This window comes from Methylosinus sp., assembly GCF_036560965.1.
Taxonomy (GTDB): domain Bacteria; phylum Pseudomonadota; class Alphaproteobacteria; order Rhizobiales; family Beijerinckiaceae; genus Methylosinus.
The window spans coordinates 1-17,405 of the sequence record NZ_DATBQF010000004.1; the positions used below are offsets into that span (position 1 = coordinate 1).

14 protein-coding genes are annotated in these 17,405 nt (G+C 65.3%); 6 read left to right on the top strand and 8 right to left on the bottom strand.

Translation table 11 applies throughout. The features are described 5' to 3' along the window. Nucleotides 1-454: 454 nt before the first annotated feature. A complete protein-coding gene (locus tag VIF40_RS00205; RefSeq protein WP_331935496.1) occupies nucleotides 455-1,414 on the bottom strand; it encodes a hypothetical protein in 960 nt (319 codons plus the stop codon). 1,097 nt (nucleotides 1,415-2,511) lie between these two features. Here VIF40_RS00205 and VIF40_RS00210 point away from each other — a divergent pair. Both VIF40_RS00210 and VIF40_RS00215 read left to right on the top strand, forming a co-directional pair. Further along, nucleotides 2,512-4,188 carry an electron transfer flavoprotein-ubiquinone oxidoreductase gene (locus VIF40_RS00210; protein ID WP_331935497.1) on the top strand — a complete coding sequence of 559 codons (1,677 nt, stop codon included), beginning with the start codon at nucleotides 2,512-2,514 and terminating at the stop codon, nucleotides 4,186-4,188. Nucleotides 4,189-4,246: 58 nt separating this feature from the next. After that, nucleotides 4,247-5,041 carry a YdcF family protein gene (locus VIF40_RS00215; RefSeq protein WP_331935498.1) on the top strand — a complete coding sequence of 265 codons (795 nt, stop codon included), beginning with the start codon at nucleotides 4,247-4,249 and terminating at the stop codon, nucleotides 5,039-5,041. 67 nt (nucleotides 5,042-5,108) lie between these two features. Here VIF40_RS00215 and VIF40_RS00220 read toward each other — a convergent pair whose 3' ends face one another. Beyond that, a complete protein-coding gene (locus VIF40_RS00220; protein ID WP_331935499.1) occupies nucleotides 5,109-5,969 on the bottom strand; it encodes a response regulator transcription factor in 861 nt (286 codons plus the stop codon). Between the two features lie 736 nt (nucleotides 5,970-6,705). Here VIF40_RS00220 and VIF40_RS00225 point away from each other — a divergent pair. Then, on the top strand, nucleotides 6,706-7,107 hold the full coding sequence (locus VIF40_RS00225) for a hypothetical protein (protein WP_331935500.1): 402 nt from the start codon (nucleotides 6,706-6,708) through the stop codon (nucleotides 7,105-7,107). Between the two features lie 16 nt (nucleotides 7,108-7,123). On the opposite strand, the gene VIF40_RS00230 is transcribed toward VIF40_RS00225, so the two are convergent. Continuing rightward, nucleotides 7,124-8,011, bottom strand: a complete 888-nt coding sequence (locus VIF40_RS00230) for a DUF3108 domain-containing protein (RefSeq protein WP_331935501.1) — start codon at nucleotides 8,009-8,011, stop codon at nucleotides 7,124-7,126. Between the two features lie 94 nt (nucleotides 8,012-8,105). Further along, nucleotides 8,106-8,522, bottom strand: coding sequence for a hypothetical protein (locus tag VIF40_RS00235; RefSeq protein WP_331935502.1), 417 nt, complete (start codon nucleotides 8,520-8,522; stop codon nucleotides 8,106-8,108). Between the two features lie 128 nt (nucleotides 8,523-8,650). On the opposite strand from VIF40_RS00235, the gene sseA reads away from it, so the two are divergent. The 3 genes from sseA to glnA all read left to right on the top strand — a co-directional run bounded on the left by sseA (nucleotide 8,651) and on the right by glnA (nucleotide 11,526). Next, nucleotides 8,651-9,517, top strand: coding sequence for a 3-mercaptopyruvate sulfurtransferase (gene sseA, locus VIF40_RS00240; protein ID WP_331935503.1), 867 nt, complete (start codon nucleotides 8,651-8,653; stop codon nucleotides 9,515-9,517). 163 nt (nucleotides 9,518-9,680) lie between these two features. Then, nucleotides 9,681-10,019, top strand: a complete 339-nt coding sequence (locus VIF40_RS00245) for a P-II family nitrogen regulator (RefSeq protein ID WP_159732617.1) — start codon at nucleotides 9,681-9,683, stop codon at nucleotides 10,017-10,019. 97 nt (nucleotides 10,020-10,116) lie between these two features. Beyond that, on the top strand, nucleotides 10,117-11,526 hold the full coding sequence (glnA, locus tag VIF40_RS00250; RefSeq protein ID WP_331935504.1) for a type I glutamate--ammonia ligase: 1,410 nt from the start codon (nucleotides 10,117-10,119) through the stop codon (nucleotides 11,524-11,526). Nucleotides 11,527-11,767: 241 nt separating this feature from the next. On the opposite strand, the gene prfB is transcribed toward glnA, so the two are convergent. The 4 genes from prfB to VIF40_RS00270 form a co-directional block, all read right to left on the bottom strand. Continuing rightward, nucleotides 11,768-12,899, bottom strand: a protein-coding gene (gene prfB / locus VIF40_RS00255; RefSeq protein ID WP_331935505.1) for a peptide chain release factor 2 whose coding sequence is annotated in 2 segments (ribosomal slippage) — nucleotides 11,768-12,829 and nucleotides 12,831-12,899 — 1,131 coding nt in all. Because the reading frame shifts where the segments join, the coding sequence is not laid out codon by codon here. 105 nt (nucleotides 12,900-13,004) lie between these two features. Then, nucleotides 13,005-13,940, bottom strand: coding sequence for an outer membrane protein (locus tag VIF40_RS00260; RefSeq protein WP_331935506.1), 936 nt, complete (start codon nucleotides 13,938-13,940; stop codon nucleotides 13,005-13,007). Between the two features lie 135 nt (nucleotides 13,941-14,075). Beyond that, nucleotides 14,076-15,704, bottom strand: a complete 1,629-nt coding sequence (locus VIF40_RS00265) for a rhomboid family intramembrane serine protease (protein WP_331935507.1) — start codon at nucleotides 15,702-15,704, stop codon at nucleotides 14,076-14,078. Between the two features lie 90 nt (nucleotides 15,705-15,794). Next, nucleotides 15,795-17,351: a pyridoxal phosphate-dependent decarboxylase family protein gene (locus VIF40_RS00270; protein ID WP_331935508.1), complete on the bottom strand. Its 1,557-nt coding sequence runs from the start codon at nucleotides 17,349-17,351 to the stop codon at nucleotides 15,795-15,797. Nucleotides 17,352-17,405: the final 54 nt, after the last annotated feature.

Consider the following 17,405-nt stretch of genomic DNA (forward strand, 5'->3'; position numbering starts at 1 on the left):
GCGGCTCGGGACGCTCCGGCCCCTTTCGGCCGCAGCGCGAAGAATTATGCGTGGTTTCGGAGCGTCCCGAAACGCGGCTTCGCCTTCTCGTCGACGTCCCGAGGCGCATTCGGACCCGCGAATCCTGGGTTTTCACATTCAGGACCCGATCGCTTCCAAAGGCCTGGGATCACGGAACGGCTCTCGCCCTCCCTATGGACGGGAGAGAAACGCCGGCCCGGCGACGCGCCGCCTGTCCAGAGACGGGGGTCGCCGTCCCGGATGGAGCCGGCCCCCGCCCGCGTTCCACGACCCGAGGAACGCGCCCTTTCGTCAGCGGGAGCGAGGGGGATATAGGAATATTTTCAGGGTGTGTCAAGGGCGGCCGTGGGGGGGGGGATTCGGCTTCTGGGCCGGAGCGAACGCGGCGTATATGCCAGGGCATTTTGGGATCGCGACGAGTTGGATCGGCGCACTAGTCCTCGCGTCGAGGCAGATCGCCGAGGTCCCCCGTGGTCTGGAGCTGGATTATGCCGAACGCTCCGTCTTCCCATTTCTTCCCAGCAATCGGGGTTGACGGGAGCAACCTGCTGGCTTCAAGGTTTAAGCCTGGAGTTGCCGCTATAAAGGCTACGTTACCGCTAGCCGAGACCGGCGCGCTAGGCAGAATCGAGAGCAGTTCCATGACCAGTAAAGACCAATGGCAGGTGCTATTCATGCTCGTTGGCCATTGCGTGACGGGGGCGCGACGACCGACTTGGCCAGCCATAAGCCGCACGAGATAACTCCCCAGTGTGTAGCCAGCCTTCGAGGTATAGACGTCATGTGCCTGGGCACTGCATAGACGCCAAGGGTTCATACCTGTCATAGGATCACCCCAGCGGCTGTACTCCACGTCGATCATGCCGTACTGACAGCCGTCATCGAGCATGGCGGGCGAAGCCGACGATTTGCCTGCTTTCCCTGTGACGGTCACATCACGCTCCCTTCGTATGGCTTGAGGCCCGGTGAGACCGGCATGTTTGTGGAGCAAATCAAGGTTGTCGAGTCCGCCTGGCCAGCTCTCGTAGGTGAAGCGCGGCCATCGTCGATAGAGATCAAGCTGAACGGGGTTTTTGGCACGCACGCCTGCACGGTGAAATACCTTCGCCTGCACGATGACCGCGCGGCGCTCAAGCGGGCCTCCATCAGGCTGATGATCGTGCACTAGCAGGAAGTCACCCAATTCGCAGCGAGCCGACGCGCCGAGGTAACTAACCCAAGGACGGCCGTGGCAAACAACACCCTGCAACAGTGCCGAGAGACCAATTTTCTTAAGCGCATCGCGCCAGACCGCATCGACCTGAGGTAGCGCCACCTGGATTAGATTTTTGATACAGGCAACCTCGCTTGGCGTTCCATGATGCAGGCCACCCTTATGCCAAGAATTCCACATAACTTGGTTTGCTGACGATCGTAGCCGGGGCAGCATGCTTGTTAGAACGGGCAAGGCTATAAACACCGTTGACGTGGAGGTGCGCCCGTTTATCGATTAAAGACGGTGCCGTCACCCCCTGGAGTCTCCGCCGAGCCGAGATACAGAAATTCTGAAGGTAGGCCCAGGTAAATGAACGCAACGCGTGTTGCACTTTCTAAGCTGAGAAAGGGGGCTACCGTCTTTGGCGACTTCCCGCTTTCCATTCAATGCCCCCTAATCGCGCATCGACGAAATGCGATCCGACGCGCGACCCGCCATCGGATTCACACGGTTTCCAGGCGACCGCTCCCTCCCGGCAAATACAATCCCCTCATCCTTCGAGGCTTTTTGCGGAACGCAAAAAGCCTCGAAGGATGTTCCAGGGCGCGCTTCGACGCTTCGAGACGCCCGCTTCGCGGGCTCCTCAGCGTGAGGGGCTGTTGTGGCATGCGCGCGAGGCGATCGACCGGAAGCCGCATCACAGATCGCGAGGCCCTGCCGCCGTCATGGCCGGGCTTGTCCCGGCCATCCACGCCGCGCCGCTGAGGAAACGAAGGAAAGCGTCCGCTATCGACGGACTCCTCCCACGGCGGGCGCCGCGGGAGCTTCGAGGTCGCGCCAAACGTCCATGACGCTTCAGCGTCCTGGCGTGGATGGCCGGGACGAGCCCGGCCATGACGGCGGGGGGCGTGGAGAAGGATAAGGACGCTCGCGCATTCCTTCTCCCGCTTGCGGGAGAAGGTGGCCTCGCGAAGCGAGGTCGGATGAGGGTCCGCGCGGATGAGCCGTTTCGAATTCAATTCATGAGCGGCGCGCAGCTCGGCGAGCGGCAGGGGCCCTCATCCGACCCTCGCTGACGCGAGGGCCACCTTCTCCCACAAGTGGGAGAAGGAAGTGCGCCGAAGATTCGGCACGGGCCTCTTTGGGCGAAAAACTTGGCCCGAATCCGTGGCGCGGGGGTTTCCTCTTTCGAAAAAACGTGAAATCGCTCTCATTCCAAATTCGCCGACGCGAGGGCTTTCCCCTCGCGCCTCGAACTGCGCCCGAAAGGGACCGCGCCCGGAATGGGAAAGACGATGGCTGAGACAGAAGAATTGCCCCCGCGCGAAGCGATGGATTACGACGTGGTGATCGTCGGAGCCGGCCCGGCCGGCCTTTCCGCGGCGATCCGCCTCAAGCAGATTTCGCCCGATCTCTCGGTCGTCGTCATCGAGAAGGGCTCGGAGCCCGGCGCGCATATTCTCTCCGGCGCGGTCATCGATCCGATCGGCCTCGACCGCCTGCTGCCCGATTGGCGCGACGATCCGGACCAGCCGCTCAAAACGCAGGTCCATGACGATCAATTCTATCTGCTGACGCAAAAGAGCGGCTTCCGCATTCCCAATGCGCTAATGCCCAAGCTCATGAACAATCATGGCAATTTCGTCGGCTCGCTGGGCAATGTGGTGCGTTGGCTGGCGGCGAAGGCGGAAGGGCTCGGCGTCGAGATCTATCCGGGCTTCGCCGGCGCCGAATTGCTGTTTGGCGAGAATGGCGAGATCCTCGGCGTCGCGACGGGCGATATGGGCGTCGGCCGCGACGGCCAGCCCAAGGACAGCTTTACCCGCGGCATGGAGCTGCGCGGCAAATATACGCTGATCGCCGAGGGCGCGCGCGGCTCGCTGGCCAAGCAGATCATCGCCAAATTCGGCCTCTCGCAAGGGCGCGAGCCGCAGAAATTCGGCATCGGCTTCAAGGAGCTGTGGCGCATCGACAAGGCGAAGCACAAAGCCGGGCTCGTGCAGCACAGCTTCGGCTGGCCGCTGGCGTCCGACACCGGCGGCGGCTCCTTCCTCTATCATTTCGACGAAGACTATGTGTCGATCGGCTTCGTCGTGCATCTCAACTATTCCAATCCGACGCTGTCGCCCTTCGACGAGTTCCAGCGCTTCAAGACGCATCCGCAGATCGCGCCGACGCTGGAAGGCGGCACGCGCATCTCCTATGGCGCGCGCGCGCTGACCGAGGGCGGCTGGCAGAGCGTGCCCAAGCTCACCTTCCCCGGCGGCGCGCTGCTCGGCTGCGCGGCCGGCTTCATGAACGTCCCGCGCATAAAAGGCTCGCATAACGCCGTGCTCTCCGGGATGCTCGCCGCCGAGCATGTGGCGAAGGCCCTGGAAGAGGGCCGCGCCCATGACGAGGTCGCGAGCTATGACGCGGCGTGGCGCGCGTCCGACATCGGCCGCGATCTGAAGCCCGTGCGCAATGTGAAGCCGCTGTGGTCGAAATTCGGCACCTATATCGGCGCGCCGCTCTATGGCTTCGACATGTGGACGAATGAGCTGCTCGGCTTTTCGCTCTTCGGCACGCTGAAGCATGGCAAGCCGGATCACGCCTGCCTGAAGCCGCTGAAGGATGTTCAGCGGCTCTCCTATCCCAAGCTCGCGAGCAAGCTCGTCTTCGACAAGCTCTCCTCGGTGTTCGTCTCCAACACCAATCACGAGGAGGACCAGCCGGTCCATCTGAAGCTCGCCGATCCTTCGATCCCGATCGAGAAGAATCTGCCGCTCTATGGCGAGCCGGCGCGGCTCTACTGCCCGGCCGGCGTCTATGAGGTCGTCTATGCGGAGGAGGCGACGAAGAGCGATCCGCGCTTCGTGATCAACGCGCAGAATTGCGTGCACTGCAAGACTTGCGACATCAAGGACCCGGCGCAGAATATCAATTGGGTTCCGCCGGAGGGCGGCGGCGGCCCGAATTATCCGAATATGTGAGCGTCGGTCTGGCGGTCGGCGCCGCCGGCCGCCGCCGACCCGGCCATTGCGAGCGCCAATGTTCTTTCTCGTTTCCAAAATCGTCGAATTCTTCATCAATCCGGCGCATATCGCGCTCCTGCTCGCGGCGACCGGCGTCGCAATGCTGTTCACGCGCTTTGCGAAGACGGGCCGCACGCTGGCGACGGCGGGAACGCTCGCCCTTCTCGTAATGTCGTTCTCGCCGCTCGCGATCTATCTGGCTCTGCCGTTGGAAAATCGCTTCGCGCGGCCGGCGGCCGACATGCCAGCGCCCGATGGAATCATCGTGCTCGGCGGCGCCTTCGACGAGTCGATCAGCATGGCGCGGGGCGGCGTCGCCTTCAACGATTCGGCCGAGCGATTGACGGCCGCGGTCGAATTGTCGCGCCGCTATCCGCAGGCGCGCATTCTGTTCTCGGGAGGCTCGGCGTCGCTGCGCGGCGCATCCTATTCCGAGGCGCAGGTCGCCGGACGATTTCTCGAGCAGATGGGCGTCGATCCGCAACGGATCATCCTCGAGGACAAATCGCGCAACACATATGAGAACGCCGTCTTCTCCCGCAAGCTGGCGGCGCCGCAGCCGGGCGAGCGCTGGCTGCTGGTCACATCGGCGATGCATATGCCGCGCTCGGTCGGCATTTTTCGGCGCGTGGACTTTCCGGCGATCCCCTATCCCGTCGCCTATCACACCAGGGGATCGTGGATGGATATCAGCCTTCACAAAAACGCGGCGGACATGCTGCGCGTGATCGATCTCGCGGCGCATGAATGGGTCGGCCTCCTCGCCTATCGGCTGACCGACAAGACCGACGCGCTGTTTCCGGCGCCCTGAGCACAGCCCGCGCGTCCCGCGCCGACGGCCAGCCAGGGCCGAAGGGCGGCGGCGCTCCGTCGGCGCGCTAGTCGCGCGAGGCTTTGCGCGCGCGCGCGGCGCCGGCCGACTCGGCGCGTCCGCCCGGCGTCGCCCCGGTCCAGGAGCCGTGCTTCATCTCCAGGAACAGCGCGATCGCCTGGGCGCGATTGCGCACCTCGAGCTTCTCGAACAAATTGCGCAAGTGGAATTTGATCGTGTTGATCGAGACGCCGAAATCCTTGGCGAGCTGATTATTGGTGTGGCCGGAGCCCAGCGCCGACAGCAGGCTGCGCTCGCGCAGCGTGAGATTCTCCAGCGGATCGGCGCGCATCTTGCGGATGTCGACGAAGGGAAACACCATGTCGCCGGCGGCCACCGAGGCGAGCACGTCGAGCAGACGCTCCGGCGGCGCGCGCTTGCTGACGAAGCCGGCGCCGCCCAATTGCAAGGTCTCCGCCGGCGCCGCGGGATCGTTGGTGCCGCTGTAGACGACGATCTTGGGCGCGGAGGGCTGGCGCGACAATGCGCGCAGCACCTCGCGCGCGTGCAGCGTCGGCAATTGCCAGCCGATGATGGCGATCTGAAACCGCTGCAGCTTGGCGGCGTCGAGAAACTCCTCGCCGTCGGTGACCTTCAGCACGAGATTGAATCGGCGGTCGTCGGCGAGCAGCGCGTCGAGCCCGGCGAGAATGAGCGGGCTCTTGTCGGCGATGGCGACGTCGATCGGGAATGTCGCGCCCGCCTCGCTGCGGTCGTCGCCGGAGCGCTCGGCCTTCTGCCGCAGAGCGGTCGGCGCGCCATCGGCCGCCGCCTGCGCCGACGGACGTTCGGGCGCGCGGATCGGACCAGGACGTCCGACGGCTCGCGGTCGCTCATCTCCGAGCTTCGTCGAAGACGTCGAGCCCATGGGCCACTCCAAGTGAGAACGCTGCCGTCGCAGCTGGGATGCGCTCGGGCGGCGGCGCCCCCCGAGTGGGTAGGCCCGACTATATAACCTGCGGCTTCCATTGGAAAGCCTCGGCGCGGTTTTCGCAACGCTCGAGGCGGATTCTTTCACGCCCGGCGGCGGAATGTCTCAGGCCAAAAAGAAGCGACGCATCGACCCCCGGCCGATGCGTCGCATCATATCCGTAGACCGGTTCTTGAGCGTCAGTCGCTCAGCACCCAGCGAGCGGCGAAATAAGCGGCGGCGCCGAGCGCGATGATCGCGATCATGCCGACCGGAGTCGCTGCATAGCTCGTAAGCTCGAGAATTGCTCCCATAACGCTTCCTCCTCTTTTGATATCGACCTTCGTTCAGGCCGCCAGCGCGCCACGATATCACCCATGACAGGCGAAGTCTCGCCTCTACGTGCGATACGTTTTTGGTGGATATCGTCGTCCGCTCGAATTCCGAGCGCGTCTCGAATGGCTGGCCGCGATTTGAGATGCGCCGTCGGTCGTTCACGGTCGGCGCAGTCCTGCTCGACCGGCCGAACGAAGCTACGATCCACGCTCGCAGCATGATGGACGCAATTATTGTAGCCTTTGATGCTTGTCAAGATGCCGCGTCGCCCTCGGCGCGGCGATCGGGGCTTGCGGAGACGCGCGCGGCGCGGTTAATGGAGCTGCGGCTCGAGAAGAACAACAGAAAACCGACGCCAATGGCCCGTCCCTCGCTCACCTTCGTCATCATCGCCGGTCTCGCGACGCTCATCGGCGCCGTCTGGTTCTTCGGCTATCGCCGGACGCCTGCCTGCTCGGGCGATGGGCGCTATATGGCGACGGTCCAGCAATGCCGCGCCTATGGCCTCGACGCCGGCCTCTGCGCCAGCGCGGTGGAGAAAGCGCGCGCGCTCGTCGCCCGCGTCGCGCCGCAGTCGGAGACCTCCTTCGATTGCGAGGTGCGCTTTTCCGAATGTTTCGCCGGAGCGGAGGGGCGCTTCACCCCCGCGCCCTCCTTCTGCCTCGCGCCGGGATCGGCGGAGCCCAGCGAGGTGCGCTATCTCGAATACGAGTCCGACCGGCTGAACCGCAAGAAGACGCGCGAGATCCGCGTCGACTGAACGCGCAGCGCGCGCCTTATTGATCCGCGGCCGCGCGATCCGCAGCGGCGCGATCCGCGACCGATTGATCCGCGGCTTGACGACGGCCGCCGAGGCGGAACTCGGCGGGCTCGACGACCAGCATGCCGACATTGGTGCGCAGGGCCATTCGATAGGGCACGACCGCATGGGCCACGGGCAGCGGCGCGAGCCAGACGGTGATGTCGCTGTTCTCCGCCATGAAGCGCGTCGAGACGCTGTCCGGCCGATGGCCGGCGATCGGACGATAGCGCGCCGCGCAGACCGAGACCGGCCCGGAATAGCCGCGCGTCTCGACATTGCGCATCTCGACATAGGTGAGCGTGACATCGAAGCGCGTCACGCCGTCGAAGACCGGAATGGTCCGATTGCAAGCGGAGGGCCCGACGAGCGGCTCGCTCGCGGGAACGCTCATGATCAGCGCGCTCACCGGATCGGTGATATGGGATTTGTTGCTGTCGGTCACCGGAATGCGGACGGGCAAGTCCCAGGGCGTCGGATCGACATGCACGGCGCGCACGGAATTGCCGGCGAGCGCCATGCGGACCGTGCGCGTCTCATAGGTGTTGGAGGTGGTGTTGGCGTAGCTCGCCGGCGCGAGCCCCTCATGCGCGACGACGCCGGCCGCGGTGGCGGCGCCGCGCGTGTCGTTGACCAGCGAGGCGAGGCCGGTGGTGCGCATCGAGATGTCGATGCGATAATTGCGTCCGTCGATGACGCCATCGGCCGTGGCGTGGCCGATCGACAGGCCGAGCAGGCTCAGCGAGAAATGCGCCTTGAGCGTCTCCGCCCGGCACGGCGAGGCGGCGGCGAGCAACGCCAGCGCGACGAGCTCCGGCGCCCGGCCGCGTCCGGCCCCGCCCGGAACGAATGAGAAAAACGCCATTCGAAGACCTGCGATCGATCGAATCAGTCCTGGCCACGATGGGCCAGGCGCGGGCGCTTGTCGATGCTCGCATCGCGCCGGAGGACAGGCCCTTTCAGGCCGATTCCTGCCAGCTGCCGTCAGCGTATATGCGCCATGCGCGCAGACCCGCTTTGGCGACCACGGTGCGGCCGGCCTTCGCCTCGCTCAGGAGATGCTTGAATACGAGAGGATTGCGCCAGGAAAACGGCTTTTCGGGGTCGCAGACCGCATGATATTCGTCGCTGTCGGGATCGTCCATCAGCAGCGTGCCGACCTTGTCCGGCCGCAGCTGGACGCCGAGCGAGCGCTCCTCCTTCCAGCGGCAGTGATAGTCGCGGCACACGTCGGGCCGCGTGGCGTAGACGCCGCAGCCGCTCGTCTTCGTGCAGTGCTCGCACCAGACGCCGGCCTTTTTTGTGAACTCCTCGATCTCCAGCACCTTGCAGCAGAAGGCGCAGGGACCGCAGGCCTTGCCGGGAATGTCGAGCATTTTCGTCTTTTCGGCGATTTTGGGAGCGAATCGATTCTGCTACATTGCTACAACGATCGCGACGCCGGCGCCATCGGCCCCGCAGGGGGCGCCGGGAGGGTCGCCGGAGGATCGCCAGGAGGATCTCGATGACGACAGCCGCTCCGCACAATGATCCCGAGACGCTGTTCGTCTCGACGCAATGGCTCGCCGACCATCTCCACGCGCCGGACGTCATCGTCTTCGACGCCTCCTGGCACATGCCGGCCGCCGGCCGCGACGCCCACGCCGAATATATCGACGGCCATGTTCCGGGCGCGGTCTTCTTCGACATCGACGCCGTCGCCGATCACGCGACCGATCTGCCGCATATGCTGCCGGACCCGGTCGCCTTCTCCTCGGCGGCGCGCCGGCTCGGCCTCGGGGACGGCATGCGCGCGGTCGTCTATGACAGCGTCGGGCTCTTCTCCGCGCCGCGCCTGTGGTGGACGCTGCGCGTCTTCGGCGTCACCGAGGTCTCCATTCTCGACGGCGGCCTACCTGCCTGGAAGGCGGAGGGCCGCCCGCTCGAGCAGGGCGAGACCCTGCGCGCGGCGCGCCATTTCACCGCGCGCATGAACCACGCGCTGGTCGCCGACGCCGCCGATGTGGCGCGGGCGCTCGCCGACGGCTCGGCGCAAGTCGTCGACATGCGCTCGGCCGAGCGCTTCGCCGGCGCCGTTCCCGAGCCGCGCCCGGGTCTGCGCTCCGGCCATATGCCCGGCGCGCTCAACCTGCCCTTCGGCAATCTCGTCGCCGATGGCCGCATGAAAGCGCCGGAGGCGCTGCAGCAGGCTTTCGCGACGGCGCGACTCGATCCGGAGCGGCCGGTCATCGCGAGCTGCGGCTCCGGCCTCACCGCCTCCATCCTGAGCCTCGCGTTGGCGGCGACGGGGCGCCGGCCGGCCACGGTCTATGACGGCTCCTGGTCGGAATGGGGCGCGCGCAACGACCTTCCGGCAATATCCGATTCATAAGCAAACTGGCGGTTTGCAGGGCGCCGCCGCCTTTCTATTGGGCAGCGTCGTCGATTTTCGGCATGGCGCATTTTTGTGACAAATGATAGAAGCGCGGCGGTTCTTCGGCGAGGCGGATGCGTTCGAGTTCGAGGAACCTCGGGTCGGGATGCGGGGAAGCTGAATGAAGAAAATCGAGGCGATCATCAAACCCTTCAAGCTCGATGAAGTAAAAGAAGCGCTTCAAGGCGCCGGCCTGCAGGGCATTACTGTCACCGAGGCGAAGGGTTTTGGTCGCCAGAAGGGGCATACCGAGCTGTATCGCGGCGCAGAATATGTGGTCGATTTTCTTCCCAAGGTGAAAATCGAGATCGTGCTCGCCGACGAAGCGGTGGATCGCGCGGTCGAGGCCATCCGCAAAGCCGCGCAGACCGGGCGCATCGGCGACGGCAAAATCTTCGTCTCCAACGTCGAAGGCGCGATCCGGATTCGCACCGGCGAGACCGGCGCGGACGCGATCTAGCCGGCGCCGAATTCGCTACGCCCCGCAGCCCCGCGGCTGACATTCGCGTCCCTTTATCCGGGCACGACCGTCCACATCGAACTGAAGGCTCCACGACATGACAACGGCCAAGGACGTTCTCAAGCAGATCGCCGACAATGACGTAAAATATGTGGATTTCCGCTTTACGGATCCGCGCGGCAAGTGGCAGCACGTCACCTTCGACGTGTCGATCGTCGACGAAGAGGCGCTCGACGAAGGCATTATGTTCGACGGCTCCTCCATCGCCGGCTGGAAGGCGATCAACGAGTCCGACATGACGCTGCTGCCCGATCTCTCGACGGTCACGCACGACCCCTTCTTCGCCGCTTCCACCCTGTCGATCGTCTGCGACGTCGTCGAGCCTACGACGGGCCAGCCCTATAACCGCGACCCGCGCGGCATCGCCAAAAAGGCCCAGGCCTATCTGCAGGCGACCGGCGTCGGCGACACCTCCTTCTTCGGCCCGGAAGCCGAATTCTTCGTCTTCGACGACGTGCGCTTCTCGACCGATCCCTACAACACCGGCTTCACCGTCGACTCCGTCGAGCTGCCCACCAACTCCGACACGGCGTACGAGGGCGGCAATCTCGGCCACCGCGTGCGCACCAAGGGCGGCTATTTCCCGGTTCCGCCGATCGACTCCGCTCAGGACATGCGCGGCGAGATGCTGGCGGCCATGGCGGCCATGGGCGTCAAGGTCGAGAAGCACCATCACGAGGTGGCCTCCGCCCAGCACGAGCTCGGCCTGAAGTTCGAGACGCTCGTCACCGTCGCCGACCATCTGCAGATCTACAAATACGCCATTCATCAGGTGGCGCATTCCTACGGCAAGACGGCGACCTTCATGCCGAAGCCGGTGTTCGGCGACAATGGCTCGGGCATGCATGTCCACCAGTCGATCTGGAAGGAAGGCAAGCCGGTGTTCGCCGGCGACAAATACGCCGGCCTGAGCCAGGAGTGCCTGTGGTATATCGGCGGCATCATCAAGCACGCCAAGGCGCTGAACGCTTTCACCAACCCGTCGACGAACTCCTATAAGCGCCTGGTTCCGGGCTTCGAGGCTCCGGTGCTGCTCGCCTATTCGTCGCGCAATCGCTCGGCCTCCTGCCGCATCCCCTTCGCGACCAGCCCGAAGGCCAAGCGCGTCGAGGTTCGCTTCCCCGATCCGACGGCGAATCCCTATCTCGCCTTCGCGGCCATGCTGATGGCCGGCCTCGACGGCATCGCCAACAAGATCGATCCGGGCGCGCCGTCCGACAAGGACCTCTACGATCTGCCGCCGGAGGAGTTGAAGGCGATCCCGACGGTGTGCGGCTCGCTGCGCGAGGCGCTCGACAGCCTGAAGGGCGACTACGCCTTCCTGACGGCCGGCGGCGTCTTCAACGAGGACTTCATCCTCTCCTACATCGACCTCAAGTATCAGGACGTCTATCGCTTCGAGATGGCGCCCCATCCGGTCGAGTATGACATGTATTATTCCTACTGATCGCGTCGCGATCTCGTAGAAACGAAAGGGCGGCCCGCGAGGCCGCCCTTTTTGTTTCGTCCAGCGCTCGATCGGATGCAAAGGCCGCAACCCTCGACCTCATCCCGAGGAGGCGGCGAAGCCGCCGTCTCGAAGGACGAGGGCGAGATTCAGAAGGCGGCGCGTGACGGCTCCCTCGTCCTTCGAGACGCGGCCTGCGGCCGCTCCTTGTACGAGGGACGCTTCGTCCGATCATCTTTAGCTATTCGACGTCCTCGACCTTCTCCGGGCCGCCGCCGAGCACGCGCTGGGCGAGCGAGGCCTGCATGAAATCGTCGAGCTCGCCGTCCAGCACCTCGCCCGGCGTGCCGGAGGTGTGCCCGGTGCGCAAATCCTTCACCAGCTGATAGGGCTGCAGCACATAGCTGCGAATCTGATGGCCCCAGCCGATATCGGTCTTCGACGCCTCGATGGCGTTGGCCTCCGCCTCGCGCCTCTCGAGCTCTCGCTCATAGATGCGCGCGCGCAGCATGTTCCAGGCAGTCGCTCGGTTCTTGTGCTGCGAGCGTTCCGCCTGACAGGCGACGACGATGCCGGTCGGAATATGGGTGATGCGAATGGCCGAGTCGGTCGTGTTGACGTGCTGGCCGCCCGCGCCCGACGAACGATAGGTGTCGATGCGGCAATCAGATTCGTTGATCTGAACGTCGATCTTGTCGTCGACGACCGGATAGACCCAGACCGAGGCGAAGCTCGTATGCCGCCGCGCATTGGAGTCGAAGGGCGAGATGCGCACCAGACGATGCACGCCGGATTCGGTCTTGGCCCAGCCATGGGCGTTCATGCCCTTGATCAGCAGCGTGGCCGATTTGATGCCCGCCTCGTCGCCGGCGGTCTCCTCGATCACCTCGACCTTGAACTTTTTCCGCTCGCCCCAGCGGGCGTACATGCGGAACAGCATGCGCGCCCAGTCGCAGCTCTCGGTGCCGCCGGCGCCCGAATGCACCTCGATGAAAGTGTCATTGCCGTCGGCCTCGCCAGAGAACAGCGCCTCGATCTGGCGCTCGCGCGATTCCTTCAGCAGCGCCACGAGCTGCGCTATGCCTTCCTTCTCGGTGTCGGCGTCATTCTCGGCCTCGCCGAGCTCGACGAGGGTGATGGCGTCGTCGAGATCGCGCTCGAAACGCGCGATGGAGCCGAGCTGATCCTCGAGCTGGGTGCGCTCGCGCATGATCTTCTGCGCGGCTTCGGCGTCGTTCCAGAGTTCTGGATCTTCGACTTTGGCGTTCAGCTCGGCGAGACGGCGCGTTGAAGTCTCGACGTCAAAGATGCCTCCTCAGCAGTCCCATGGACTGCTCGATCTGTTCTTTCAGCGCAAGCGGCTCGGCGCGCATGATTCTCTTCCCCTTGGGCTCAGGGCCGGCGGCCCGAGGCCGGAGGTATTAGAGCAAGACGCCCGAAAGATGAAGCCCCTCGGCCGCGCAGGCTCCGAAGCGTCGCTATTTCGCGATCGCCACCGGCGAATCGACCCAATCGAAATGATAATTCACGCCGAAGCGCGCTATGGCGCCGTCATATTTCACGCGCGTCGTCCCGACATTGAGAATGGCGATCGAGCCCGGCGCCGCGGGGTTGATCACCGCGCTCGGCGCGGTGGCGAGCGTCGCCTCGCCGAGATCGTAATAGAGCCCCTCGACCTTCAGGCTCCAGCGCGGCGCGAACATCCATTCGAAGCCGCCGCCGGCGATCCAGCCGACGCGCGTGTCGCTGTAATTGCCCCAGCTCGGCGTCACCGGATTGTCGGGATGGTCGATCGGGTCCTGCGGATGCCAATGGGCGCCATAGGTGAAGACATCGGCGACGCCGCCGCCATAGGCGAGGCCGCCGGTCCCGAAGACGAGCAGCGTGGGGGCGACGACATAGCCGAGCCGACCGCGCAAGGAGCCGAGCCAGGAGAGGCCGGCGCGCGTGCTCACGACGCCGGTCTGCAGATGCAGCAGGCCATGCGCGTCGGTCTGGCCGGCGAACCCCTGGGAGGAGCCGAAGCCGCGAATGATCGCGCCGTCGATGTCGGTCTCGACGCCGAGCAGCACATCGGGCGACCAGAGATAATTATAGCCGAGCTGCGCGCCGCCGAGAAAGCCGCTCTGCTCTATGCGGGCGAGGCCGGTGATATAGGGCGAGGAGAATCCGAAAGGCATGCCGAGCGCGCCGGAGGCCCAATCGAAGATCGAGGTTCCGACGGTCGGAACGTCATTCGATCCGCCGAAGCCCCAACCGGCGTTGAGGCCCACATAGACGCCGCCCCACAGCGGCGGCGGCGGAACAGGAACGACGACCACCGGCGCGACGACTTTCGCGAGGGCGACCTCCTCCACATGCGCCGCGCCGACGCCGGACAAAACGCAGACGATCGCCGCCGCGAGCCTCTTCATCGAAAATCCCCATGGAGGCGCGAGCCGATTCGCGCATCACGGGACTGTGCTGACCGGATGAGGCACTAACAATTTGCGGCGTTCACGGAGGCTATGCCTCTCGCGCAGCGAGGGCCGCGTCCTCGCGGCGGCGCACTACGGACAGAGCCCGGTCGAATTGCGATATTTCACGAGAAAATCCGGCAGCGCCGAAGCGCATATCGGCGCGACGACGTTTCGCGCCTCCTCCGGCCGTTCCTTGCGGATGAGCATGGCGAGCAGCAGACGGATACGCGGCTCCATATGGTTCATCCCGGGAATATTCAACGCCTGCGCATCGGCGAGCGCGTCGCGCAGCTCTTTTTCCGCCTCGGCGCGCGATCCATGGTCCGCCAACCAAGCGCCATGTGCGAGGCGCGCGCGCGGATCGCGCGGGTAGCGCGCGAGTATCGCGGCAGAGTCCGCCCTGGCCTTATCCCAATCGAGAGGAAAGTCGGGCGCGAGAAGGCGGGCCTGCGCGAGCCGCGGCGGAATGAGCGTCGCGGAGCCGAACGCGACGACGAAGAAGGCTGCGGCGAGCGCCGCCGGAAATTTGCCGAATCTGGGCCGAGGTCGGTCGATCGGCCAGAGCGGCAGCAGCGCGAGCCCGCAGAGCAGACCGCCGGCGGCGCCGCCGAAATGCGCGGCGTAATCGATATGCGCGCCGTGACTGATCGAAACCAGCGGCAGCAGGGAGGGCAGCAGAATCTGAAACGAGCCGGTCAGGAGGTTGTTGCGCTCCGGCCCCGGCGGAAAGCGATAGCTCGCGACCGCGGTCGCCGCGAACAGAGCCACGACGCCGCCCGAGGTGCCGACGCCGACGATATCCGGCGGATTGAAGAAGACGGAGGCCGTCGAGCCGGCGAGCGCGCCGACACAGAAAACGCCGGCGAACCAGGCCGCCCCGACGAGGCGCTCCAATTGCGAGCCGGCGGCGATCAGCGCGACGACATTGAGCAGCAGATGAAATAACCCGCCATGCAGCAGCGGCGCGGTGAACAATCGCCACCATTCGCCGTCGCGAACAGCGGCCAGCGACGAGCCGCCCATGACGACCAAGGTTCCGACCGCGGGCGTGATGGCGTCCGTCGCCGGAAACGGAGCGAAGCCGAGCTCGCAGGCGAAGATCGCGGCGAGGACGATCGAGAGAGCCATCGCGAAATAGGGCGCGACGCGCTCCACTTTCGGCTCGACGGGCGCGCTCTCGCGCGCGAGAGCCGCCGCTTCCGGCGTCTGCTGCTCCTTGGCCTCCTCCACTCGCGTCGCGACGAACGTCGCCAATTTGTCCGGCTCGACGTCCAACATGGAGAGCGGAAAAACGATCTCTCGACTGCGCCAACCGAAAAGTCCCCCGAGCCACGCTAAAAATCCGGCGCGCTCCAGCCGATCCGCGGCGACCGGATAGAGAGTGAGATGCAAGAGTTTCTGATTGTTGGCGACGCTCATATAGACATTTTGCACGTCGCCCCAAGAAACCGGGCCGCTCACGATCGAGGGGCTCGAGAAATCGCGATCCGTGAGAATGAAGGCGGGCTTTCGCGCCTGAATCAGCTGCCAGAGCGCGACGAGCGTGCAGAGACCGAAAAAGGCGAGAACCAGCACGCCCGCCGCGAGGCCGTGACGCTCGTCCGGGTGAAGCGTCATGAAGACGCCGCCTGCCGTGAAGAGCAGACTGCCGACGAAGATCAGCAAAAGTTTTTTGGTCGCACGCCGAATCTCGACATGCGTGGAATGTTCGGCTGTCATGGAAATACACCCGCCGCTATATAGAGATGACGTCGGCATAAGCTTAGCCGAAACAACTCGGCCCGCCTAGACGGCGAACTCGCAATTTCGTCAATCCTGCGACAGAGGCTCACCGTCCTCGCGCGGCTCCGGCAGCGGCTCCAGCGGCGGCTCGCCGCGGGCGCGTTGCGCGGCGCGCTCCAGCATTTGCATGAAGGCGTCTATGTCCTCCTCGCGCGTGCGGTGATTGAAGATCGCCGCGCGGATCGTCGGATGACCGTCGAGCAGCGTCAGCGACGGCGCCGCCTCGCCGCTCTCATGCAGCTCCATCACGATCTCGCGATTGAGCCGCCCCGCCTCGTCGTCGTCCTTCACGCCGAAGCAGACGACATTGAGCGCCACCGGCGCGCGCATCTCGAATGTGCGGGACGCCTCGATATTGCGGCGCAGCCGCTGCGCCAGAGCGCAGCTCTTCTCGATGCAGGCGCCGAGACTCTCTGTGCCGAACACTTCTATGGTGAACCAGGTCTTCAGCGCGCGAAAGCCGCGCGAGAGATCGGCGCCGAGATCGCAGGGCCAGATCTCGCCGGCCGCGAGCCCGCGCGGCGCGCGCGTCAGATAGGCGGCGTTGGCGGCGAAGGCGCGGCGATGCGCCTCCGGATCGCGCACCAGGAAGAAGCCGGCGTCATAGGGCACATGCAGCCATTTGTGGAAGTCGAAGGCGATGGAGTCGGCGCGCTCGAGGCCCTTCACCAGCGGCTTCAGCGCCGGCGAGAGAACGGCCAGCGCGCCGAAGGCGCCGTCTATGTGGAACCACAGATCTTCCTGCTTCGCTATATCGGCGAGCGCGTCGAGATCGTCGATCGCGCCGGTGTCGACCGAGCCCGCCGTGCCGACGACGAGGAACGGATGCAGCCCCGCGGCGCGATCCTCGGCGATGGCGCGGCGCAGCTCGTCGACGCGCAGCGAGCGGGCGCCGTCCGACTCGATGAGCCGCAAATGGCGCGAGCCGAGGCCGCCGAGCTCCATCGCCTGCCGCACGCAATTATGCGCCTCGCGCGAGGCATAGGCGACCAATCGCGCGTCCACCGCCTCGAGCCCGTTCTTGCGCACATTCTTCGCGCCCAGCGCATGCTCGCGCGCGACCTGCAGCGACAGGAAATTGGCGATCGACGTGCCGGTGACGAAGACGCCCGAAGCGTCCAGAGGAAAGCCGAAGGCCTGCGCCATCCAGGCGGCGATCTGCCGCTCGACGTCGAGCGCTATGTGATTGCGGCCGCCGCAATTGGAGTTGAGTCCGGCGGCGAGCATTTCCGCGATCATGCCGACAGGCGTGCCGGCGCCCTGCGCCCAGCCCATGAACAGCGGATGGATATTGCCATTGGCGAAGGGCTGGATGTAGCGCTCGAAATCCGCGAGCGCGGCCGAAAGCCCCCGCCCTTCGGCCGGCAGGGGGCGCCGGAAGCGCTCACGCGCCTCCGCCGAGGGCTCGCGCCAGACCGGCCGCTCGCGCAGCGTCGCGAGATGGTCGATCATGGCGTCGAGCGCGCGATGGCTCTCGGCGCGAAACGCCTCCCAATCCGTCGGATCGAGATCGACGGGCGAGGCGTCGGCGGGCGCCGCGACGGCCGCGCCGATCGGCTTCGGCGGCCGCTGTGAATGGTTCATTCCCGCTTCATCCCCGGGAGCTTCGTAAGTGGAACAGGACTAATCAGCTTTCGC